This window comes from Streptomyces sp. NBC_01390 (assembly GCF_045040105.1).
Classification (GTDB): Bacteria; Actinomycetota; Actinomycetes; order Streptomycetales; family Streptomycetaceae; genus Streptomyces.
In genome coordinates this window covers 1,339,037-1,360,256 of sequence record NZ_CP109551.1, presented here as the reverse complement: position 1 = coordinate 1,360,256, position 21,220 = coordinate 1,339,037, and the positions used below count along the sequence as shown (strand labels likewise).

19 protein-coding genes and 2 pseudogenes are annotated in these 21,220 nt (G+C 68.6%); 12 read left to right on the top strand and 9 right to left on the bottom strand.

Annotated elements, in window-relative coordinates; translation table 11 throughout:
• Window positions 1–104 precede the first annotated feature (104 nt).
• Entirely contained in the window at window positions 105–1,520 is a 1,416-nt protein-coding gene (locus OG241_RS05810) for a non-reducing end alpha-L-arabinofuranosidase family hydrolase (RefSeq protein WP_405814058.1), read from the top strand.
• Window positions 1,521–1,771: 251 nt separating this feature from the next.
• Here the strand turns inward: OG241_RS05810 and OG241_RS05805 are convergent.
• The 3 genes and pseudogenes from OG241_RS05805 to OG241_RS05795 form a co-directional block, all read right to left on the bottom strand.
• Window positions 1,772–2,132: pseudogene (locus tag OG241_RS05805) on the bottom strand (DDE-type integrase/transposase/recombinase); the annotation flags it as partial.
• 11 nt (window positions 2,133–2,143) lie between these two features.
• Window positions 2,144–2,299 carry a hypothetical protein gene (locus OG241_RS05800; RefSeq protein ID WP_405826887.1) on the bottom strand — a complete coding sequence of 52 codons (156 nt, stop codon included), beginning with the start codon at window positions 2,297–2,299 and terminating at the stop codon, window positions 2,144–2,146.
• 45 nt (window positions 2,300–2,344) lie between these two features.
• Window positions 2,345–3,174 (bottom strand): IS5 family transposase gene (locus OG241_RS05795; protein WP_405814057.1). Its coding sequence is split into 2 segments (ribosomal slippage): window positions 2,345–2,799 and window positions 2,799–3,174, totalling 831 coding nucleotides; the frame shifts between segments, so codons are not numbered across the junction.
• A 37-nt stretch (window positions 3,175–3,211) separates the two neighbouring features.
• Between OG241_RS05795 and OG241_RS05790 the strand changes: the two are divergent.
• Window positions 3,212–3,436: pseudogene (locus OG241_RS05790) on the top strand (sugar ABC transporter ATP-binding protein); the annotation flags it as partial.
• A gap of 194 nt (window positions 3,437–3,630) precedes the next feature.
• On the opposite strand, the gene OG241_RS05785 reads toward OG241_RS05790, so the two are convergent.
• Window positions 3,631–4,632 carry a LacI family DNA-binding transcriptional regulator gene (locus OG241_RS05785; protein WP_405826073.1) on the bottom strand — a complete coding sequence of 334 codons (1,002 nt, stop codon included), beginning with the start codon at window positions 4,630–4,632 and terminating at the stop codon, window positions 3,631–3,633.
• Window positions 4,633–4,841: 209 nt separating this feature from the next.
• Here OG241_RS05785 and iolC point away from each other — a divergent pair, with 209 nt between their 5' ends.
• From iolC to OG241_RS05740, 9 genes are all read left to right on the top strand, one after another.
• A complete protein-coding gene (iolC, locus tag OG241_RS05780; protein ID WP_405826071.1) occupies window positions 4,842–5,834 on the top strand; it encodes a 5-dehydro-2-deoxygluconokinase in 993 nt (330 codons plus the stop codon).
• A 4-nt stretch (window positions 5,835–5,838) separates the two neighbouring features.
• A complete protein-coding gene (locus OG241_RS05775) occupies window positions 5,839–6,711 on the top strand; it encodes an aldolase (protein ID WP_405814056.1) in 873 nt (290 codons plus the stop codon).
• Window positions 6,712–6,764: 53 nt separating this feature from the next.
• Window positions 6,765–7,376 (top strand): 5-deoxy-glucuronate isomerase, encoded by a 612-nt coding sequence (locus OG241_RS05770; RefSeq protein ID WP_405826069.1) that lies wholly within the window; start codon window positions 6,765–6,767, stop codon window positions 7,374–7,376.
• Entirely contained in the window at window positions 7,376–9,253 is a 1,878-nt protein-coding gene (gene iolD, locus OG241_RS05765; protein ID WP_405814055.1) for a 3D-(3,5/4)-trihydroxycyclohexane-1,2-dione acylhydrolase (decyclizing), read from the top strand. The genes OG241_RS05770 and iolD overlap by 1 nt, the downstream gene beginning before the upstream one ends.
• Before the next feature lie 29 nt (window positions 9,254–9,282).
• Window positions 9,283–10,779 carry a CoA-acylating methylmalonate-semialdehyde dehydrogenase gene (locus OG241_RS05760; RefSeq protein WP_405814054.1) on the top strand — a complete coding sequence of 499 codons (1,497 nt, stop codon included), beginning with the start codon at window positions 9,283–9,285 and terminating at the stop codon, window positions 10,777–10,779.
• Between the two features lie 30 nt (window positions 10,780–10,809).
• A complete protein-coding gene (locus tag OG241_RS05755) occupies window positions 10,810–11,760 on the top strand; it encodes a TIM barrel protein (protein WP_405814052.1) in 951 nt (316 codons plus the stop codon).
• A 106-nt stretch (window positions 11,761–11,866) separates the two neighbouring features.
• Complete coding sequence (locus tag OG241_RS05750; RefSeq protein ID WP_405814050.1) at window positions 11,867–12,883, top strand: Gfo/Idh/MocA family protein; 1,017 nt, start codon at window positions 11,867–11,869, stop codon at window positions 12,881–12,883.
• Window positions 12,880–13,746 (top strand): sugar phosphate isomerase/epimerase family protein, encoded by an 867-nt coding sequence (locus OG241_RS05745; protein WP_405814049.1) that lies wholly within the window; start codon window positions 12,880–12,882, stop codon window positions 13,744–13,746. The genes OG241_RS05750 and OG241_RS05745 overlap by 4 nt, the downstream gene beginning before the upstream one ends.
• A 416-nt stretch (window positions 13,747–14,162) precedes the next feature.
• Complete coding sequence (locus OG241_RS05740; protein ID WP_405814048.1) at window positions 14,163–14,480, top strand: substrate-binding domain-containing protein; 318 nt, start codon at window positions 14,163–14,165, stop codon at window positions 14,478–14,480.
• A gap of 115 nt (window positions 14,481–14,595) precedes the next feature.
• Here OG241_RS05740 and OG241_RS05735 read toward each other — a convergent pair whose 3' ends face one another.
• Genes OG241_RS05735 through OG241_RS05715 form a run of 5 tightly spaced genes read right to left on the bottom strand, consistent with a single transcriptional unit; the run spans window position 14,596 to window position 19,690 of the window.
• On the bottom strand, window positions 14,596–15,666 hold the full coding sequence (locus tag OG241_RS05735; protein ID WP_405814047.1) for a Gfo/Idh/MocA family protein: 1,071 nt from the start codon (window positions 15,664–15,666) through the stop codon (window positions 14,596–14,598).
• A gap of 2 nt (window positions 15,667–15,668) precedes the next feature.
• The gene (locus OG241_RS05730) at window positions 15,669–16,667 is read right to left on the bottom strand and encodes a Gfo/Idh/MocA family oxidoreductase (RefSeq protein WP_405814046.1); all 999 of its coding nucleotides are present in this window, start codon (window positions 16,665–16,667) and stop codon (window positions 15,669–15,671) included.
• Window positions 16,664–17,602, bottom strand: a complete 939-nt coding sequence (locus OG241_RS05725) for an ATP-binding cassette domain-containing protein (RefSeq protein ID WP_405814045.1) — start codon at window positions 17,600–17,602, stop codon at window positions 16,664–16,666. The genes OG241_RS05730 and OG241_RS05725 overlap by 4 nt, the downstream gene beginning before the upstream one ends.
• Window positions 17,603–17,606: 4 nt before the next feature.
• The gene (locus tag OG241_RS05720) at window positions 17,607–18,680 is read right to left on the bottom strand and encodes an ABC transporter permease (RefSeq protein WP_405814043.1); all 1,074 of its coding nucleotides are present in this window, start codon (window positions 18,678–18,680) and stop codon (window positions 17,607–17,609) included.
• A gap of 5 nt (window positions 18,681–18,685) precedes the next feature.
• A complete protein-coding gene (locus OG241_RS05715) occupies window positions 18,686–19,690 on the bottom strand; it encodes a sugar ABC transporter substrate-binding protein (protein ID WP_405814042.1) in 1,005 nt (334 codons plus the stop codon).
• 859 nt (window positions 19,691–20,549) lie between these two features.
• Here OG241_RS05715 and OG241_RS05710 point away from each other — a divergent pair.
• The gene (locus OG241_RS05710) at window positions 20,550–21,122 is read left to right on the top strand and encodes a dihydrofolate reductase family protein (protein ID WP_405814041.1); all 573 of its coding nucleotides are present in this window, start codon (window positions 20,550–20,552) and stop codon (window positions 21,120–21,122) included.
• The last annotated feature ends 98 nt before the right edge of the window (window positions 21,123–21,220 follow it).

Here is a 21,220-nt window from a genome sequence, read left to right as displayed (position 1 = left end):
CCCATGTTCGCTATGTCGAACAATTCAGGGTCGTACCACACCGCTTCCGGACAGCCCCTGACGGGCCGGACCGGAGTCGCTTGCTCAAGGATGACGAGGTCCTTATGCGCAGACGTAGTCCCAGTCTCAGACGCCCGTCGGCGGTGCTCGCCGCCGTGGTCGCGGCCCTGGCCGCGTTGGCGGCGCTGCTCGTCGCCGGCCCGGCTCAGGCGGCCACCACCAGCGACGTGCGCGGTGTTGATTCCGGCCGCTGTCTCGACGTGTCGGGCTTCAGCCAGACCGACGGCGCCAACGTGCAGATCTGGGACTGCCACGGTGGAGTCAACCAGCAGTGGACGTTGACGGACAGCGCCCAGCTGACCGTGTACGGCAACAAGTGCCTGGATGCCCGGGGCGGCGGCACCACGGCCGGGACCCCGGTGCAGATCTGGACGTGCACCGGCACTGAGAACCAGCAGTGGCGGGTGAACCCCGACGGCACGATCGTCGGCGTGCGGTCCGGGCTGTGCCTGGAAGTCTCGGGCTGGGGTAAGGCCAACGGCACGGAGGCGCGGCTCTGGTCGTGCACCGGCGGCGCCAACCAGAAGTGGACCGGCCTGTCCGGGGCGAGCAACGCGTGTGCTCTTCCGTCGACGTACCGGTGGACCTCGACCGGCCCGCTGGCGGAGCCGGCGAACGGGCAGCTCGCGGTGAAGGACTTCGCCACCACCACGTACAACGGCAAGCACCTGGTCTACGCGACCACCGCCAACGAAAGTGGTGCGTGGGGCTCGACGGGGTTCAGTCCCTTCACGAACTGGTCGGACATGGGGGCGGCCACCCAGACCAAGACGAACCGGGACGCGGTGGCGCCCGAACTGTTCTACCTCTCGACCAAGAACATCTGGGTGATGGCGTACCAGTGGCCGTCGTTCGTCTACAGCACGTCCAGCGACCCCACCAACCCCAACGGCTGGTCCGCCCCGCAGTCGCTGTTCACCGGCAGCCTCCCCGCCGGCGAAGACGGCGCCCCGCTCGACGCGACCATGATCGCCGACAATCAGAACATGTACCTGTTCTTCGCCGGTGACAACGGCAAGATCTACCGGGCGAGCATGCCGCTCGAGAACTTCCCCAGCAGCTTCGGCTCCTCGTACACGACGGTCATGAGCGACACCGAGGACAACCTGTTCGAGGCGCCGGAGGTCTACAAGGTCCAGGGCCGGGACCAGTACCTCATGATCGTTGAGGCGAAGGGTACGAACCGCTACTTCCGCTCGTTCACCGCCTCCAGCCTGAACGGTCCGTGGACCGTCCAGGCCGGCAGCGAGAGCAGCCCCTTCGCGGGCCAGGCCAACAGCGGTTCCACCTGGGCCCGGGGCGTCAGCCACGGTGACCTGGTCCGCAACAACCCCGACCAGACCATGACCATCGATCCCTGCAACCTGCAGTTCCTCTACCAGGGCCTCAAAGACTTCCCGGCGAACACCCCCTACCCGGCCCTGCCGTACCGGCCGGGCCTGCTCACCCTGCAGCGCTGACGCGCCTGATCCACGGTGATCGGATGGGGTGCGGTCCGCCGCCGCGTGGACGAGCTGTCTACGGCGTGGGCAACTCCACCCGCTGACCGATACTGATCGCCTTGAGGAACCCCAGCCGCGCGTCGGCCGGGGTTCCTCTCGTTCGTGGACTTTCATCGTGGGTACGGACCGAGGGGCGTTGTCACGTTGTTGGGTGTGTGACTGCTTGACGGTGCGTGGGGGCAGGGTGGGCTTGGGGGCCGGGCCTGTGTTCAGGCCGTGGCGGCGAGGGCGGCGACGCCGGTGATCTGGTCCCAGAGGGTGAAGCGGACGGTCATCTCGGCGCGGTAGTGGTGTGCGGGCATCAGGTGTCGGCGGGGGCGGAAATGGGGCGAGATGCCGCTGAACGCGGACAGGAAGCGCTGGGCTGCACCAACGCCACGGAAGCCTTTCATCGCGCGTTCGCGCTGCCTGGTGGGCTGGTGGCTGTTCTCCGCCTGGTTGTTCAGGCCCTTGTGGGAGCGCTGCTCGACGGGGGCATGACTTCGCGGTGGGCGGCGTCGTAGGAGCGGAGGTGACGACCACCCGCGTCACCATGCGCGTCTTCTTCGTCAGCCTGCGGAAGAAGCGCCTGGTCCGTTGGATTAACGTTCGATGTGGTACCGGCTTTGGGAGATGATGGCCTGGCGGAGTTTGGCGGTGAATGCAGGTGTGCGGGCGATGCGGTCGACGCCGCCGGCTTTGCTTTGGCGCAGGGTGCTCTTGAAGTCCTGTTCCAGCGTGCCCGTCATGCGCGTCATGAGGTCGTCGCTGAGATGGGCGAGGTCGATGTTGAGTTAGAGGTCCTAACGAAGGCGTTGGACGTGTCGGTGGGTGATGAGGCAGGTGGCGAGGCCGAGGAAGGCTTCGTGGATGTCGTCGCGTCGTTCCCAGCGGATGCGCAGGCGGCGGAAGCCGTGCAGCCAGGCGATCGTGCGCTCTACCACCCAACGGAAAACGCCCAGGCCAGAGCCGTTTTCAACGCCTCGTTCGGCGATGACTGGGCGGATGCCGCGCTGCCACAGCAAGCGACGGTACTTGTCGTGGTCGTAGCCGCGGTCGGCGAGGAGCGCGTCGGGCCGGCGTCTGGGCCGGCCTACGACACCTGCCACCGTCGGCACCTTGTCCAGCAGCTGCAGCAACTGCGTGACGTCGTTGCGGTTGCCGCCGGTCAGCGACACCGCGAGCGGGATCCCCTGCCCGTCGGTGAGGACGTGGTGCCTGCTGCCCGGACGTGCGCGATCGACCGGGCTGGGTCCGCTTTTGGGCCGTGCCGCGCCGCCCTGACGTGGGAGGAGTCGATCACCGCCCGCGACCAGTCCAGCTTCCCTGCGGCCCGCAGCTTCTTCAGCAGCACCAGATGCAGCTCGACGCCGGCCTCGTTCCACGCGGCCAGGCGCCGCCAGCATGTCATGCCCGAGCCGAAGCCCAACTCCTGCGGCAGGTACTCCCACTGGATGCCCGTATGCAGCACGAACAAGATCCCGCCCAGCGCCTGGCGGTCCGGGACCCGAAGGCGTCCCTCCATCAAATTCGGCCCCGGCGAGGGCAGTAACGGCTCGATGAGCGACCACAGTTCATCCGACACGATCCAGGGCCGCGACTGTCGTTTCCCCACGAACAGACCAACGGCCATCCCATCCGAAAGTCACATGATCAACAACTTCTGTTAGGACCTCTTAAGCGTCCTGCGCCCAGGCGCCATGGGACCCAACGCCTCCCGCGACGACGTCAGCCTGGAAGAACTCACCAATCACATGGCCGGCGGCGCCGAACTCACAGCGCTCAAACACGAGTTGTCCCAGGTAAGGCGGCGCCGACGTCGAGGAACTTCCCGAGCAGGAGGACCGGGCGGCCCTGTAGTGGCATATCCCGAAAGGACGTCCTCACGACCGTGAACGCGTCAGCTGTCCACTGAACGCAGGTCGTCCTGGCTCCTCGCCCACATCGTCAAGGGCTCGATCCCGACAGACGTGCGGTAGGTGCCACGCCCGGCGCGGCAAGGCCGAAAGCCCCAACTGCTGGGGGACGTACCGCGTGCGCCGCTCCGATCCCCCGAGGCCGCCTCCCTCTGCCCGCGGTCGCCGATGCCTCAGCGCGACGTCTGCGGTGCCGTGCCACTGGTGCCGCGGACCACCAGCTTCGGGTCCAGTACGACTTCCCGAGCTTCCAGATCCGGTTTCTCCAACCGCTCCAAGGCGAACCGCACGGCATGCTCCGCCATGAGAGCCGCGTCCTGGCGGACGGTGGTCAGACCGATCGGCATCAGATGGGAAAGATGACTGTCGTCGTAACCGACGACGGACATGTCGCGCGGGACTTCAACGCCCGCACGCGTCAAGGCCATCAGCAGACCCCATGCGCACCGGTCGTTGCCCGCGAGGACCGCGGTCGGCAGGGTCTGTCCCCGATCGCGCTCCGCCACGAGCAGGCGGCCCGCCTCGATGCCCGACTCCTCCGTGTGCTCGCCGGGGATCACCCGCGCCTCGGACTCCAGCCCGTGCCGGCGCATCGCGGCCCGGTAGGCGCGCCGCCGCTCGGCCGATCCGGGTCCCCGGCCACCGTCGATGTGCACGATCCGGCGGTGCCCCAGTTCGACGAGATGCTGCATGGCCTGCTGCACGCCCTTGCCTTCGGCACTGTGCACGAAGTCCACGCGGGCGCGGGGCACCCGGCGGCCGACCGAGACGGTCGCTGTCCGGTGTCCGAGTTCGTCGAGATACGCGGCCTCGGCCTCGGGGCCGAGCAGGATCAGTGCCTCGCAGCGGTGGCTGAGCAGCGCCTCGGCCGCCTTCGCCTCGCTACGGCCATGGGTGGCCGCGGAGAGCAGGACGTCGTAGCCGAGACGTTCGGCCTCGGGGTAGATCCCCTGGATGAGCTCCGCATGGAAGGTCTGGTGCACGGTGAACATCACACCGAGCGTGCGACTGCGGCCGCGGGCCAGCAACCGGGCCGCGCTGTCGGGGTGGTAGCCGATCTCGTCGGCGACCCGCAGCACCCGCTCCCGGGTCTCTTCGCTCGCCCCTGGCTGACCGCGGAAGATGATCGAGACGAGCGCCCGGGACACCCCCGCTTTCGCGGCGACGTCCGCCATCGTCGGCCGTCGCTTTCCCGACACATCCACCTGCGCACCCACCCTCCGACGCGGCCCACCCTACGGGCCTTCTCGAAATCTCCCGGCACCAAGGTATTGACATGACATTCGGACAGAGGTCATCGTACACAGACTAGAGCGCGCTAGTAGAGCGCATTAGCGAATCCGGTGAGAGCCCCCGTCTCTGGCACGAAAGGGAAACCAGCGTGATGCCGTTCGAAGTGCTGACCATGGGCCGTGTGGGGGTGGATGTGTATCCGCTCCAAACCGGCGTGGGGCTGGCGGAGGTCACGTCGTTCGGCAAGTACCTGGGCGGCAGCCCGACCAATGTGGCCGTGGCCGCCGCTCGTTACGGGCACTCCGCCGCCGTGATCACCAAGACGGGCCGCGACCCGTTCGGGGATTTCGTGCGCACGGCCCTGGACGGGTATGGCGTGGACAGCCGGTTTGTCGGCACGTCGGACATCGCGCCGACCCCGGTGACGTTCTGCGAGATCTTCCCTCCGGACGACTTCCCGCTGTACTTCTACCGGCTGCCCAAGGCCCCCGACCTGGACATCCAGCCGCAGGAGCTGGACCTGGACGCGATCCGCGACGCACGGATCTTCTGGGTCACCGGGACAGGGCTGTGCGAGGAGCCGAGCCGGTCGGCCACGCTGGCCGCGCTGGCACACCGCGCGAAGTCCGGGACGACGGTCTTCGACCTGGACTGGCGGCCGATGTTCTGGAAAGACACAGCCGGGGCCGACCCGTCGCAGGTACGGGCGTACTACGCCGAGGCGCTGCGGCACACCACCGTCGCCGTCGGCAATCTCGACGAGTGCGAGGTCGCCACCGGCGAGCGCGAGCCGTACGCCGCAGCGAGGGCCCTGCTCGCCGCCGGCGTCGAGCTGGCCGTGGTGAAGCAGGGCCCGAAGGGCGTGCTGGCCATGGACCGGGACGGTCGGGCGGCCGAGATCCCACCGGTCCCGGTGGACGTGGTCAACGGCTTGGGCGCCGGCGACGCCTTCGGCGGGGCCCTGTGCCACGGGCTGCTGTCCGGTTGGGACACCCGCCGCACGGTCGCCTTCGCCAACGCCGCCGGCGCCATCGTCGCGAGCCGCCTGTCCTGCTCCGACGCCATGCCGACCGAAGCCGAGGTGGAGGCGAAGCTTCACCCCTCGACTCCCGGCACCCCCGACGACTCTCAGCGAGAGGTGTGACGACGTGCTGTCCGACAACGTGATCCGGATCGTGAACGCCCGGGTCAACGACCCCGGCGCCATCGCAGCGGCCGCCGCACGCCGTGTGAAAGCCTCCTCGCTGCTCGGCACCCATGGCAAGGCGATGATCATCGCGGCGGACCATCCCGCGCGCGGCGCCAACGGCATCGGCAGTGACCCGATGGCCATGGCCGACCGCTTCGAGCTCCTTGACCGCCTCTGCGTCGCCTTGGAGCGACCCGGCGTCACGGGAGTCCTGAGCACGGCCGACATCCTGGAAGACCTGCTGCTGCTCGGCGTCCTGGACGGCAAGAGCGTCTTCGGCTCGATGAACCGCGCCGGACTCGCGGGCTCCACCTTCGAGGTCGACGACCGGTTCACGGGCTATGACGCCGAGACCATCGCCGCGATGGGCTTCGACGGCGGCAAGATGCTCACCCGGATCGCGCTGGAGGACCCGGCGACCCCGGCCGCCCTGTCCGAGACGGCTCGAGCAGTCAACGAGCTCAATGACCGTCACCTCATCGCCCTGGTCGAGCCGTTCCTCTCCGTGTGGCGGGACGGGAAAATCCGCAACGACCTGTCGACCGACGCCGTCATCAAGTCGATCTCCATCGCCTCGGGACTGGGCCGGCGCACCGCATACACCTGGCTCAAGCTCCCCGTCGTCCGGGACATGGAGCACGTCCTGGCCTCCTCCACCCTCCCCGCGTTGCTGCTCGGCGGCGAGGTCAAGGATCCAGAGGCTGCGTTCGCTTCCTGGGGCAAGGCCTTGAAGCAGCCCACTGCGCAGGGCCTGGTCGTCGGCCGCTCTCTGCTCTATCCCGCGGGCGGCGACGTCGCCGGCGCGGTCGACAAGGCGGTGAGCCTGCTGTGAGCGGCAAGTACCACCTGCCGAAGGCGACTTCGGCCGTCAGTTCCTACCACCTCGTGGTCACACCCGTGTCGGCCGACTGGGCAACCGACTTCGAATATCTGCCTCCCGAGTCGGAGGCCCTGATCAGCAGCGCGCAGGGAGGTCTGTTCGCGCTGCCCTCCGCCCGTACCGAGCGGAGCTCACTCTCCGCTCGGTACGGGCCCAAGGAGGACGTCCCCGTGGAACTACGCGGTGCGGGGGCGTGCTCACGGCAGGTCAACAACTCCTGCCTGCCCGGCACCTTCGAGGCCGAACAGCCGCTGGTCTGCGAGGTCCTCACACCCGGCGGCAACTGGTCGTCGTACCCCCCGCACAAGCACGACGAGGCACGGCCCGGCGTCGAGCCGGAACTGGAGGAGATCCACTGCTTCCAGGTCTACGGCAGCCCCGAGCGGCCCATCGACGTACTCGCCGAGATCCGCTCCGGCGACACCGTCCCGATCCCGCACGGCTGGCACGGTCCCTCGATCGCCGCCCCGGGCTACGACCTCTACCACCTCGACGTCATGGCCGGTCCCGGCCAGGACCGCGCCCGGCTGATCTGCGACGACCCCGCCCACGGCTGGGTGCGGGCCACCTGGGCCTCCCAGGACGTCGATGACCGGCCGCCCTTCGGAGAGAACTGATGACCACCGTCCGACTCACCACCGCCCAGGCACTGGTGCGCTTCCTCGCCAACCAGTACAGCGAGCGCGACGGCCAGGAACAGCGGCTCGTCCCCGGCGTGTGGGGCATCTTCGGACACGGCAACGTCGCCGGCATCGGGCAGGCCCTGCTTCAGGCCGCCACCACCGGCGAGGCCGACCTGCCGTACTACCTGGCCCGCAACGAGCAGGGCATGGTCCACGCCTCCGTCGCCTACGCGAAGATGCGCGACCGGCTGGCCACCTTCGCCTGCACCGCCTCCACCGGTCCCGGCTCCACCAACATGATCACCGGCGCGGCGCTCGCGACGACCAACCGCCTGCCGGTGCTGCTGCTGCCCTCCGACATGTTCGCCACCCGGGCCGCCGACCCCGTCCTGCAGCAGTTGGAGGACACCCGGGGCGGGGACGTCACCGTCAACGACACCTTTCGCGCCGTGTCCAAGTACTTCGACCGCGTCTCCCGCCCCGAGCAACTGATCCCGGCCGCGCTGGCAGCGATGCGGGTACTCACCGACCCGGTGGAGACCGGAGCGGTCACGCTGTCGCTGCCACAGGACGTGCAGGCCGAGGCATACGACTGGCCGGTCTCCTTGTTCCGGCGCCGGGTGTGGCATGTGGGCCGTCCGGTGCCGGAACCGGGCGCGATCGAGCGGGCCGCCCGTCTGCTGCGCGGGGCACGCAGGCCGCTGATGGTGGCGGGCGGCGGGGCCGTGTACTCCGGCGCGGAGACCGCCCTGCGGGCCTTCGCCGAGGCCACCGGCATCCCGGTCGCCGACACCCACGCGGGCAAAGGCGCGGTGCCGTGGGACCACCCGTACGCGGTGGGCGGCATCGGCTCGACCGGGTCGTACGCGGCGAACGAGCTGGCGAGGTCAGCCGACGTCGTCCTCGGCATCGGCACGCGCTACTCCGACTTCACGACGGCCAGCCACACCGTCTTCGGCAACCCGGACGTCGCGTTCGTCAACCTCAATCTCGCCCGCCTGGACGCCGTGAAGCACTCGGCGGAACCGCTGGTGGCTGACGCCCGGCTCGGCATCCAGGCTCTCGCAGGCGCTCTGACGGACTGGGAGGTCGACCCGGCGTACCGCGAGCGCACCCGTGAACTCATCGCCCGTACACGGGAGATCGAAGACCGGTGCTTCACCCTAGGCCACGGCCCGCTGCCCGCCCAGACGGAGATACTCGGCGCCCTCAACGACGTTTTGGACGACCGCGCGGTGGTCATCAACGCGGCCGGGTCCATGCCGGGCGATCTGCAACAGCTGTGGCGGGCCCGGGATCCGAAGGCCTACCACGTCGAGTACGCCTACTCCTGTATGGGCTACGAGGTGGCCGCCGGGGTCGGCGCGAAAATGGCCGACCCGTCGCGGGAGGTCGTCGTCCTCGTCGGTGACGGCTCCTATCTGATGATGGCCCAGGAGATCGTGACCATGGTCTCCGAGGGGCTCAAGGTCATCGTCGTCCTCGTGCAGAACCACGGCTTCGCCTCCATCGGCGCGCTGTCGGAGTCGTTGGGCTCCCAGCGGTTCGGCACCAAGTACCGCTATCGGGACGGCGATTCGGGACAGCTCGACGGGGACGTCCTGCCCGTCGACCTGGCGGCGAACGCCTCTTCGCTCGGCGCCGACGTCCTGCACGCCGCCACCGTCGACGAGTTCCGCACCGCGATGGAGAAGGCCAAGGCGGCGAGCCGCACCACCGTCGTGCACGTCGAGACCGACCTCTACGGCCCCAACCCGCCCGGCCACGGCTGGTGGGACGTCCCCGTCAGTCAGACATCCGCCCTGGACACCACCCGCAGCGCGTACGAGACGTACGCCGCGCGCAAGAGCGCCCAGCGGCACTACCTGTAAGTCCCGTCCCCGCAAAGGAAACCCGCACCGTGAAGACCATCGAGCACTGGATCAACGGCTCCTCCGCACCGGGCTCCGGCTCGGCCACGCAGCCGGTGTTCAACCCGGCCACCGGCGCCGAACAGGCCCGGGTCGTCCTCGGCACCACCGCCGACGTCGACACCGCGGTCCAGACCGCCACCCGCGCCTTCGAGGCCTGGTCGGAGTCCTCCCTCACCCAGCGCACCCAGGTGATGTTCGCCTTCCGCCAACTCCTCGTCGAACACGAGGAGGAGCTGGGCCGGATCATCTCCGCCGAGCACGGCAAGACCGTCGACGACGCCCGCGGGGAGATCGTGCGCGGCCGTGAGGTCGTCGAGTTCGCCTGCGGCCTCGGCGACGTGCTCAAGGGCTCCTTCTCCGACCAGGTCTCGCGCGGCGTGGACGTGCACGACTTCCGCCAGCCGCTCGGCGTCGTCGCCGGCATCACCCCGTTCAACTTCCCCGCCATGGTGCCCCTGTGGATGCACCCCATCGCCATCGCCACCGGCAACACCTTCATCCTCAAGCCGAGCGAGCGCGACCCCTCGGCCGCCAACTTCGTCGCCGAGCTCTACAGGCGCGCGGGTCTGCCCGACGGCGTATTCAACGTCGTGCACGGAGGCAAGGACGCCGTCGACGCCATCCTCACCCACCCCGGCATCGAAGCCGTCTCCTTCGTCGGTTCCACGCCGATCGCCAAGTACGTGCACGAGCAGGCGACTTCGCACGGAAAGCGGGTCCAGGCCCTCGGGGGCGCCAAGAACCACGCCGTCGTCCTCCCCGACGCCGACCTCGAATTCGCCGCCAACCACATCACCGCCGGCGCCTACGGCTCCGCGGGCGAGCGCTGCATGGCCGTCTCGGTGGCCGTGGCGGTGGGCGACGCCGCCGACGGACTGGTGGAGTTCCTCACCCGCAAGGCCGACGAGATCAAGGTCGGCCCCGGTGACACCCCCGGCACCGACATGGGCCCCCTTGTCACCAAGGCCGCCCAGGAGCGCGTGGAGAACGCGGTCGGAACCGCCCAGACGCAGGGCGCCACCGTGGTGGTCGACGGCCGTGGGCTGAAGGTGGACGGGTACGAGGACGGCTTCTTCACCGGCCCCTCTCTCCTGGACCACGTCACCACCGAGATGGACGCCTACAAGGAGGAGCTCTTCGGCCCGGTCCTCGCGATCGTCCGCGCCGAAAGCCTCGACCAGGCCATCGAGCTGATCAATGCCAACCCCTACGGCAACGGCACCGCCCTGTTCACCGCCTCCGGCGAAGCCGCCCGCACCTTCCAGCGCAAGATCAAGGTCGGCATGATCGGCATCAACGTCCCCGTGCCGGTCCCGATGTCGTACTACTCCTTCGGCGGCTGGAAGGACTCCCTCATCGGCGACTCCCCGATCCACGGCCCCGAGGGCATCCGCTTCTACACCCGCCCCAAGGTCGTCACCACCCGCTGGCCCGAGCCCAAGCAGCAGGTCACGGCCGGTTTCGACTTCCCCACCTCCAACTGATCTCTGTCCCCCTTTCCCGAAGGACACGCCATGGCAACGGTGCCATCTCGGCTCCGCACCACCGCGGGCAACCTCTGCCTGGGCTCCGCCCCCGACTCCTGGGGCGTCTGGTTCCCCGAAGACGAGCACCAGGTGTCGTACACCCGCTTTCTCGACGAGCTCGCGCAGGCCGGTTACAAGTGGCTGGAGCTCGGCCCGTACGGCTACCTCCCCATCGACCCCCAGCGGCTGAAGGAGGAGCTGGACGCTCGCGGGCTCCAGGTCTCCGGTGGTACCGCTTTCGGCGCGCTGCACCGCCCGGAGGCGTGGGACGAGATGGTCGCGCATGTCCGGCAGGTCGCCACGCTGACCGCTGCCGCGGGCGCCCACCACATCGTCTTCATCCCTCCCATGTACCGGGACGAGAAGACCGGCGCGTTCACCGAGCCGCCCGAGTTGACCGCCGACCAGTGGGCGGGCTTCGGCAAAGCCGCCGACCGGCTGGGCAAGCTGCTCCTCGACGAGTACGACGTCCGGCTGGTGATCCACCCGCACGCCGACAGCCACATCCAGACCCAGCCGGAGATCGAGCGGCTGCTGAACGAGTCGGACGGCCGCTACACCAACCTCTGCCTGGACACCGGGCACGTGGCCTACGGTGGCGGCGACAACCTGGACCTGATCCGCCGGTTCGGCGAGCGGGTGGGTTACGTCCACATCAAGCAGATGGACCCGGAGATCCTCGCCCAGGTGGCGGCGGAGGACCTCTCGTTCGGCGAGGCCGTCAAGCGCGGGGTGTGCGTGTCGCCGCCCGCCGGCGTGCCCAAGCCCGCCGATGTCGTGGCCGAACTCGCCCAGCTCGACGCCGAGTTGTTCGTGATCGTCGAGCAGGACCTGTACCCGTGCGCTCCCGAGGTGCCGCTGCCCATCGCGACCAGCACCCGTGAGCACCTGGCCGAGTGCGGCCTGACAGGTACCCGACGCCCGAACGACGACCGGTAGGAGGCGGCCGTGGACGTCGTCCCCGAGACCAGGGGCCACACCCTCGAAACCCTCGAAGCCGAACTCCGGGCGCGCTTCTCCTGACCCCCCTCTTGAAGGAATGACCATGCCTGTACGTGTAGGAGTCATCGGCGCCGGCTGGATCGGCCACGAGCACATCCGACGTCTCACCCACACCGTCACCGGTGCCCGGATCACCGCGGTCACCGATATCGACGCCGCCCGCGCCGAGGCGGCGGCGGCCCCCGTCGGCGCCCAGGTGTACGCGAACGGTGCCGAACTCATCGCGGCGGACGACGTGGACGCCGTCCTCGTGACGTCCTGGGGCCCGACCCACGCCGAGCACGTGCTGAACGCGATAGCCGCCGGGAAACCGGTGTTCTGTGAGAAGCCCCTCGCCACCACCGCCGAGGACTGCCTGAAGATCATCGAGGCGGAGACCGCCCAAGGCCGCCGTCTGGTCCAGGTCGGCTTCATGCGCCGCTACGACGTCGGCTACCGCCAGATGAAGCAGGTCATCGACTCCGGCCGCATCGGTGAGCCGCTGATCGTGCACTGTGCCCACCGCAACCCGACCGTGCCGGAGTCGTACACCTCCGCGATGGCGGCCCTGGACACGGCGGTGCATGAGGTGGACGTGCTGCGCTGGCTGCTGGACGACGAGATCGTCTCCACGCAGGTGGTCACCCCGCGCGCCACCAGCAAGCGGTTCGCGCACCTCAAGGACCCGCAGATCATGCTCTTCGAGACGGCGAAGGGTGTCCGGATCGATCTGGAGGTCTTCGTCAACTGCCAGTACGGCTACGACATCCAGTGCGAGGCGGTCGGCGAGGAGGGTCTCGTACGGCTGCCCGACCCGGCCACCGTGGGTGTCCGGACCGCCGCTCAGCACAGCACCGAAGTGCTCACGGACTGGGTGGGGCGTTTCCGGGACGCCTTCGACACCGAGTTCCGCGAGTGGATCACGGGCATCGCCGCCGGCGACGAGCCCACGGGCCCCTCCGCCTGGGACGGCTACGCCGCCACCGTCATCACCAGCGCGACCGTCGAGGCCCTGGAGTCGGGGCGCGTCGTCCCCACCGACCTCAAGCCCCGCCCGACCCTCTACGGAGGCACCGCATGAAGATCGCCCTCGACCCTTACATGTTCCGCTCCCTGCCCATCGACGACATGGTGCGCACCGTGGCCGAACTCGGCTACCAGTACATCGAGTTGTCGCCACGTGACGACTTCATGCCGTTCTTCCTGCACCCGCGGGCGGACGACGAGCGCATCGCGGAACTGAGGAACTCGCTGCGCGCGCACGGCGTGAAGCTGGCCTCGGTGCTGCCGCTGTACAAGTGGTCCTCGCCCGACGAGACCGAGCGGCAGTCCGCCGTCCGCTACTGGAAGCGGATGATCGAGATCACCGCGGACCTCGAATGTCCGTTGATGAACTCGGAGTTCAACGGCCGCCCCGATCGAGCCGCCGAGAGCGAGGCCGCGTTCTGGCGCTCACTGGAGGAGCTGCTGCCGGTCTTCGAGCGCGAAGGTATCGCTCTGAACCTGGAGGCCCACCCGGACGACTTCTGCGAGGAGAACACCCCGGCCGTCGACCTGGTCCGCGCGATCAACAAGCCCTGGGTGAACTACCTCTACTGCGCGCCCCATTCCTTCCACCTCTCGGGCGCGGACCCAACGGCCGACATCGCGGCGATGATGCGCTACGCCGGCGACAAGCTGCGGCACGTGCACATCGCCGACTCCTTCAATCACAAGGGCTCCTCGGGCCTGCGCTACATCCTCAACCCGCCCGGCACCACCGCCCGAATCCACCAGCACCTCGACGTCGGCCAGGGCGAGGTCGACTGGGACGTCTTCTTCGGCACCCTGCGCGAACTCGACTTCGACGGCGTCGCCACCGCCTGCGTCTTCGCCTGGGAGGAACGCGCCCGCGAGTCCTCGGCATTCATGCTCGACCAGATCACCAAGGAACTCGCGATGTAATCCATCCGCCGGAGTCCGGCAGCGCCCGGCGTCCACCTCCGGACGCCGGGCGCTGCAGCTGGTTTGTCGGCGTCCGAAGAGCTCGGCGCGGTGGCGGACGCCCTGGTGACGCGGTTGGACGACCAGCAAACAGAAGGGGACGTCGCACTGATGCGGGGCCTCTCCCACACGATCCGCCCTGTAGGACGGCGGTCAACTGCGGGCGATTACCGCGCTGTCCGGCGGTGACCAGCAGTGACAGCGGCCGTTGCCCTTGTTCGCACGCGAGGTGGATCTCGGTGGCGAAGCCTCCGCGGGAACGGTTCCCAGGCCGTGGCCCTCAGGCTCATCGCGGGACCCGCCCGGCGGCTCCTTCGAGATCGGACGTCGCAAGGTCGCCGTCTCTTCGCCGCGTCGCGCACGCCCACGTCGACTTCGTGCACTCCGCCGAGGGCAGGGCGTACGGCAGGCCATGGATCACCTCGTCGAACCGGGACGCCGCAGGATCGTGCACATCGAAGGCGGACGCCGTCCGGGCTCGGCTGAGCGTCGGCGTGCCTACCGGGCAGTCCGGCATCGAGACCGGCCGGCTGCTGGTGGTGGAGCGCGACGAGGGGCGGTCGTTGCCCACCGCGTTCCTCGCGGGCAACGACCGCAGCGCGACGGGCCTGTTGATGTCGCTGACCCGGGAGGGCATCGAGGCTCCGCGGGACCTGTCCGTGATCGATACGACGACAGCGATCTTTCCCACCTGATGCCGATCGGCCTGACCACCGTGCGCCAGGACGCGGGGCTCATGGCCGGGCACTCGGTGAGTTTCGTGGTGAAACGCCTGGAGGGCCAGAACGAGAGCCGCGGGCTCAGCGGTCGTCAGGCCGCATCGAGAGGTAGCCCCGCCCCGCTCCCCTCCTCTCCCTGGAATTGGATGTCGCCCTGTCGCCGGATTTCGTCCATCACCTTCAGGGTGGTCACGGAGTCGCGCAACGGGCGCAGTGGGGATTGGAGTCGGCCTTCGGCGATACGGCGGGCCACCTCCGCGGCCTCGAAGTGCAGTGCGTCATGGGAGGTGTGCGGTTCGGTGTACGTCAGTCGGGTGCCGCTTCCCGCGAGGGTCAGGACGACGTCGCCAGGCTGGTAGAAGGGGCCGGGCAGATGCAGCGTGGCGTGAGTTCCGGCGATGGTGGCTGTTGTGGGCGTGTCGCTGAAGAGGGTGGTGTGGAGGATGCCCTGAGCGCCGTCGGCGCCTTGGAGGAGGGCGGAGGTCTGGCCGTTGACACCCGCGGGGTGCGGCTGCGCGGAGGCCAGCACCTCCACCGGTGCGCCGAGCACCGAGACGGCGAAGGCGACGGGATAGGTGCCCAGATCGAGCAGGGGACCACCCGCCAAGTCGGGGCGGAGAATGCGATGCCCGGCGGCGAAGTGCTCGCCGTGGTCGGCCAGCACCGTGCGGATATCGCCGAGGGCGCCGGAGTCGAGGACCTGCCGGACGACATCGAACCTGGGAAGGAAGAAGCTCCACAGGGCCTCGGCGCAGAACAGGCCGCGTTCCGCTGCGAGGTGGGCGATCTCGGTGGCCTGGGCGGCGTCCAGGCCGAGCGGCTTCTCCACCAGTGTGTGCTTGCCGCCTTCGAGGGCGATGCGGGCGCAGGCCAGGTGGGCCGTGTGTTCGGTGGCGACGTAGACGACGTCGATGTCGGCCGCCGCGGCCAACTCCTCGTAGGAGCCGTAGAAGTGGGGGATGCCGTGGCGGTCCGCGAACTCCCGTGCGCGGGTGGCGTCGCGGGAGGCGACGGCCGTGAAGCGCTGGCGGGTGTGGCGCTGCACGGAACGTACGAAGCGTTCGGCGATCCAGCCGGTGCCCAGGACGCCCCAGCGCAGTGCGGGGGCGTCCTCCGGGGCCGGGGTACGCGGAGCGGGCAGGGCTCCCGGGAAGGTGGGCATGTTCAGACCTCCGGAACCTGGACGGCGATGGTCCGGCCCCCGTTCTTCATGGACATGATGACGGCCTCGGCCACCGCGCCGGCCAGCAGACCGTCGTGCGCCGTGGCGAGTGGTGGCGGACCGCCGCTCGCCACGGCGTCGGTCCAGGCCTGGAGTTCGAGGCGGTAGGCGTCGGCGAACCGGGGCCGCCAGTCGGCCGGGTAGCCCAGGGAACGGGTCCGGACCGAGTCGGCGACCAGCCGGGCGGGATTGGCCAGGGCCAACGTGCCTCGCTCGCCGACGATTTCGCAGCGGACGTCGTATCCGTACGTGGCGTTGAGGAACACCTCGACGGTCGTCAGCGCACCGTCTGCGGTGCGCAGCAGCATCAGGTGCGGGTCGCGCAGCCCGGTCGCCGCCGACGTGGAGCGAGGAGCGTGCCAGCTGACCTCCACGACAGTGGAGTCGAGTAGCCAGGGCACGGTGTCGAACTCATGGATCGCCGATCCGGTGACGCTCGACTCGTCAGTGGCCCCAGGCGCGGAGGAGACCCCTCGGCTGACGCAGTGCAGCAGCAGTGGCGCCCCGCAGACCCCGGCGGTCAGAGCCTCGCGCAGTTCCACGTAGGCCGGGTCGAAGCGGCGCATGAAACCCAGCGAGATCAGTGGTCGGCCAGTCCTTCGTTCCTCGCGCACAACACGGAGACATGCGTCGACGGTGGGGGCGAGAGGTTTCTCGCACAGTACGGGCTTCCCGGCCCGTACGGCCGCGATGGACAGGTCGGCGTGGGTGGAGTCGTGCGAGGCCACGACGACTGCGTCGACCTCCGGGTCGGCGATCACCGCGTACGGGTCGCCGGTGGCGCGGGCGCCCGGGAGGGCACCGGCGACGCCGGCGGCCCGTCCCTCGTCGAGGTCGGCGACCAAGGTGACCGTGGCGCCGGAGACATGACGATGCAGGGTCTTCGCGTGATCAGCGCCCATGTTGCCGGCACCGATCACTCCGATCCGCAGGGTGCTCATGCCTCGGACACGGCCTTGCTCGCAGAGGCCTTCAGGTCCGTCTCCTCGGGGAGTCCTTCGACGTCGACGCCGCGTACCTGTGCCAACTCGTGTTTGAGGGCTGCGAGTTCGGCGCCGCCGGCCATGTGGTTGGTGAGTTCTTCGAGACTGACGTCGCTGCGGGCGGCGGAGAGTTCCATGGTGCCCAGGCGCAGGACGCTGAAGTGGTCGCCGACCATGTAGGCGTGGTGCGGGTTGTGGGTGATGAAGATGACGCCCAGGCCCTTGTCGCGGGCTGCGGCGATGTACTTCAGCACGACACCGGACTGCTTGACGCCGAGGGCGGCGGTGGGCTCGTCGAGGATGAGGACGCGGGCGCCGAAGTAGACGGCGCGGGCGATGGCCACGGACTGGCGCTGGCCGCCGGAGAGGGTGCCGATGGGCTGGTCGAGGTCGTCCAGGACGATGCCCATGTTGCGCAGTTCCGCGTCCGCGGTCTGCTTCATCTTCTCGATGTCGAGGCGGCGTACGGGCCAGGGGCCCTTCGTCATCTCGGAACCGAGGAAGAAGTTGCGCCACACCGGCATCAGCGGGACGGTCGCCAGGTCCTGGTAGACGGTGGCGATACCGGCGTCCAGGGCTTCGCGGGGTGTGGCGAAGTGGACGGGGCTGCCGTCGATGAGGAGTTCGCCCTCGGTGTGCTGGTGCAGCCCGGAGATGATTTTGATCAGCGTCGACTTGCCGGCGCCGTTGTCGCCCAGCACGCAGGTGACCTGGCCGGAGCGGACCGCGAGGTTCACGCCGTGCAGGGCACGGACGTTGCCGTACGACTTGCCGGTGTCGCGCAGTTCGACGATCGGCCGCGCGTCCTTCGGCGCGTCGCTCTGCGGCGAACTCTCGTCGGTGAGGGTGTCGTTGGGCGAGACACCATTGGGGGAGGTTTCGTTGGTTGTCATCAGTTCACCTCCGGGTCGCCTGGCGGCGGACCCACAGATTGACGAGGGCGGCGACCAGGAGCATCACGCCGAGGAACGCCTTGAACCAGTCCGGGTTCCAGTTGGCGTAGACGATGCCCTGGGAGACCATGCCGAAGATGAAGGCCCCGATGACCGCGCCGACGGCCGAGCCGTAGCCGCCGGTCAGCAGACAGCCGCCGATGACGGCCGCGATGATGTACAGGAACTCGTTGCCCACGCCCTGGCCGGACTGCACCGTGTTGAACGAGAACAGCAGGTGCATGCCCACGAACCAGGCGCCCGCGCCCACGCCCATGAACAGGGCGATCTTCGTGAAGTTGACCGGGACGCCGACCGCGCGGGCGCTGTCGTTGCTGCCGCCGACCGCGAAGATCCAGTTGCCGAACTTGGTGCGCAGCAGGAGCCAGGTGGCGAGCGCGGCGAACACCAGCCAGTACACGATCGTGATCTTGAAGCTGACGTCACCGATGGTGAACTCGGAGGCGAAGACCTTCTTGGCCTGGTCGAATCCGTCCATGTCGGCGATCGAGTCGGACGCCACGTTCCCGGTGAAGATCTTCGTGACGGCGAGGTTGGCGCCCTGCAGGATCAGGAAGGACGCCAGTGTCACCAGGAAGCTCGGCAGTCCCGTCCTGATCAGCAGCCAGCCGTTGAACGCTCCCACGGCGAGGGAGACGATCAGGGCGACGAACACGCCGGTCCACACGTTCATGGACAGCTGGAAGCTGAGGATCGCGGCGGTCAGTGCCGAGGTGGTGACCGCGACGCCGGCGGACAGGTCGAACTCCCCGCCGATCATCAGCAGGGCCACCGGCAGCGCCATGATGCCCATCACGGACGCCTGGTAGAGCACCGTCGCCAGCGCGCTGGTCTCACGGAACGAAGGCGCCGCCGCGAAGAAGAACACGTACACGAGGATGGCGGCGATGAGAGCGCCGACCTCGGGGCGGCCGAGCAGCCGGCGTCCCAGGGAACGCTGGTTGGTGCGGCCGTCCTTCTGAATGGCCGGCGGAGCCGGCGGCGAGGAGCTCGCCGCCGGTGCCGTGGTCTGACTCATCGACATCACCGAGTACCCTTCGCCGCGAACGCGGCCACGCTGTCGACATTGGTCTTGTCGATGAAGGCCGGTCCGGTGAGGACGGGAGCGGTGCTGCCGCCGCTGAAGTTGCCGTTTGTCTTGTAGAGCCAGAGCGAGTCGACGGCCAGGTAGCCCTGGAGGTAGGGCTGCTGGTCGACCGCGAACTCCACGGACCCGTCCTGCACGGCCTTGACCAGGTCCTTGTTGAGGTCGAAGGTGGCGAGCTTGGCCTTGCTTCCGGCGTCGGACAGCGACTGGACGGCCGTCAGTGCGATCGGGGCGCCGAGTGTGACCACCTGGTCGATAGAAGGGTCCTGGTTGAGCTTCGCGGTGATCGTCGCCTTCACGGACGGCATGTCGGTGCCGTTGACATAGAGGTTGTCCGTCTTGCCGCTGAAGCCCTTCTTCAGCCCGGCGCAGCGAGCCTCCAGGGCGACCTGCCCCTGCTCCTGGACCACGCACAGGGCGTGCTTGGCGCCGAGCTGGTTGAGTCGCTCTCCGAAGGCCTGACCGGCGATGTTCTCGTCCTGGCCGAAGTACTCCAGCATGCCGAGCTGCTTCCAGGCGCCCACGCCGGAGTTGAAACCGACGACCGGGACGCCGGCCGCCGTCGCCTTGGCCACCACGTCCTTCATGGCGTCCGGCTTCGCTGCGGTGAGCGCGATGCCGTCGACCTTCTGGTCGATCGCGTTCTGCACCAGGTTGGCCTGGTTCCCGGCGTCGGGATCGCTGGAATAGATCAGCTTGATGTTGTCCTTGGCGGCCGCAGCCTGGGCGCCCTTGCGGACCAGGTCCCAGAAGGTGTCGCCGGGGGAGGCGTGAGTGACCATGGCGACCGTCATACGCGGGGTGCTGGCCTTGCCCGCCGAGGCGTCCGCACTCCCTTCCTCGGACTTCTTGCCGCCCGAGCTGCTGGAACAGCCGGCGGCGAGCAGGGTCCCGGCGAGGACGGTGGCGGTGAGAATGGCGGCTCGGTGGTTTCTGCGCATGTCCCTTGCACCTCGCTGTGCTTGTTGGGGTGGAGTCTCTGCGGTGAGCGGAGCCGCGTCCGGCTGCGGCTGATGGGTGATCACCGTGTGGCGACGCGGTGTGTGAATGGTGTGTCTGTGCCGTGTGTGGCGGCTCGTTCTTCCGTGGCGGCCGTAGGTGTGGACCGCCGGGTTGGCGACTGGAGCGCTTTAGTAGCGCGCTCTAGTTGGAGAGACTATGGAGCCGCCCCGCAGGGATGTCAACAGGTTTGTCAGGACGTACCAACAAAGTGTTCGGAATGAAATTGAGCAGCGGAACCGGTCATGAGGTGGGTGGTGCCGACCATGTGGGTGGTCGTCTCGGTGGGCCTGGCGCCTCCATGGTCGAGAGGGCCGGCGTTGTCGTGTTCGGGCGAGGGCTGCGGCGGCGGGATCTTGGCAGCGACGAGCGGTCGGGCGGCCGGGGCGGGGTTCGGCGCGCAGTCGGAGCCCATTTCGCCTTTACCCTGCGTGACCGGTTGGTCGAATTCTCCAGCGGTGAGTAGTCCAGCATGCTGGACTACGTTACCGACGGTAACGATGACGTGGGTGAGATCGAAGAGCGCGCCGATGACGATCTCGCAGTGTGGGGAACCGACGAGATGCGGTTCGTGGGGTGACGGAATGCCCAGGGCAGGTCAGTCAGCCGGGCGGTCGCCGCGTGTTCGACGGCGCTTGCGGGCAGCCGTCTGGATCTCGCCCCGCCTGGACGACGATGGCGGCTCAAGAGGCAATCAGGCTCACGTGAGCTGGTGTCGCTGCGATGCCTGATGAGTAATGTCGCCATGCCGGGTCTACAGCACAGTTGAACCAGTCTGGATCGAAACCACAGGAGGTCGAAGTGTCGGCATCAGTGCTCGACATGTCGATGTCACTCGACGGGTATATCGCCGATCCAAACGATTTTCTGGGCGGCGACGACGGTGAACGACTGCACAAGTGGGCCGGCCCGGAGGACGAGTCCGGCCCGCCGTCCGGGCCGGCCGCGCAATTCCAGCACGAATGGAACGCAGCTGGTGCGGTGCTCGTGGGGCGACGCACTGCCGAGCTCATGGATCACTGGGGCGGTGATCACGGTGGTCTCCCGATCTTCGTGCCCAGTCACCGCCCACCCGGCCCCGCCGCCCGTTGGGGCTATCCGTTGGTGACCTACGTGACCGACGGGATCGAAAGCGCGATGGCACAGGCCAAGGCCGCCGCCGGGGACAAGGACGTGCAGGTGCGTGGCGCGTACACGGCGCAACGGGCGCTAGAGGCCGGGGTTCTGGATGAGGTGCAGATCCATCAGATCCCGGTGCTGCTCGGTGATGGCCGTCGCCTGTTCGACGTCTTGCCGTCGCAGATCGAGTTGGAGATCATCCGGGTGATCGACACGCCGGAGGCCACTCACATCCGCTACCGCGTCCGTCGCTGAGCCGGTCGACCAGCACTTTCTTGGTTGTGGTGGGTCGAGGTGCGGTGTCGCATCGGGTCACGGGCAAGTCCTGATGCCCGAGCAATGCACCCTCATGC

Bases quoted from the DNA above. Each gene is read 5' to 3' on its own strand.
- OG241_RS05735 (WP_405814047.1), bottom strand. From the start codon at position 15,666: ATGCCCACCTTCCCGGGAGCCCTGCCCGCTCCGCGTACCCCGGCCCCG.
- OG241_RS05730 (WP_405814046.1), bottom strand. From the start codon at position 16,667: ATGAGCACCCTGCGGATCGGAGTGATCGGTGCCGGCAACATGGGCGCT.
- OG241_RS05750 (WP_405814050.1), top strand. From the start codon at position 11,867: ATGCCTGTACGTGTAGGAGTCATCGGCGCCGGCTGGATCGGCCACGAG.
- OG241_RS05800 (WP_405826887.1), bottom strand. From the start codon at position 2,299: ATGACGCGCATGACGGGCACGCTGGAACAGGACTTCAAGAGCACCCTG.
- OG241_RS05755 (WP_405814052.1), top strand. From the start codon at position 10,810: ATGGCAACGGTGCCATCTCGGCTCCGCACCACCGCGGGCAACCTCTGC.
- OG241_RS05785 (WP_405826073.1), bottom strand. From the start codon at position 4,632: ATGGCGGACGTCGCCGCGAAAGCGGGGGTGTCCCGGGCGCTCGTCTCG.
- OG241_RS05725 (WP_405814045.1), bottom strand. From the start codon at position 17,602: ATGACAACCAACGAAACCTCCCCCAATGGTGTCTCGCCCAACGACACC.
- OG241_RS05720 (WP_405814043.1), bottom strand. From the start codon at position 18,680: ATGAGTCAGACCACGGCACCGGCGGCGAGCTCCTCGCCGCCGGCTCCG.
- OG241_RS05745 (WP_405814049.1), top strand. From the start codon at position 12,880: ATGAAGATCGCCCTCGACCCTTACATGTTCCGCTCCCTGCCCATCGAC.
- OG241_RS05715 (WP_405814042.1), bottom strand. From the start codon at position 19,690: ATGCGCAGAAACCACCGAGCCGCCATTCTCACCGCCACCGTCCTCGCC.
- OG241_RS05810 (WP_405814058.1), top strand. From the start codon at position 105: ATGCGCAGACGTAGTCCCAGTCTCAGACGCCCGTCGGCGGTGCTCGCC.
- iolD (WP_405814055.1), top strand. From the start codon at position 7,376: ATGACCACCGTCCGACTCACCACCGCCCAGGCACTGGTGCGCTTCCTC.
- iolC (WP_405826071.1), top strand. From the start codon at position 4,842: ATGCCGTTCGAAGTGCTGACCATGGGCCGTGTGGGGGTGGATGTGTAT.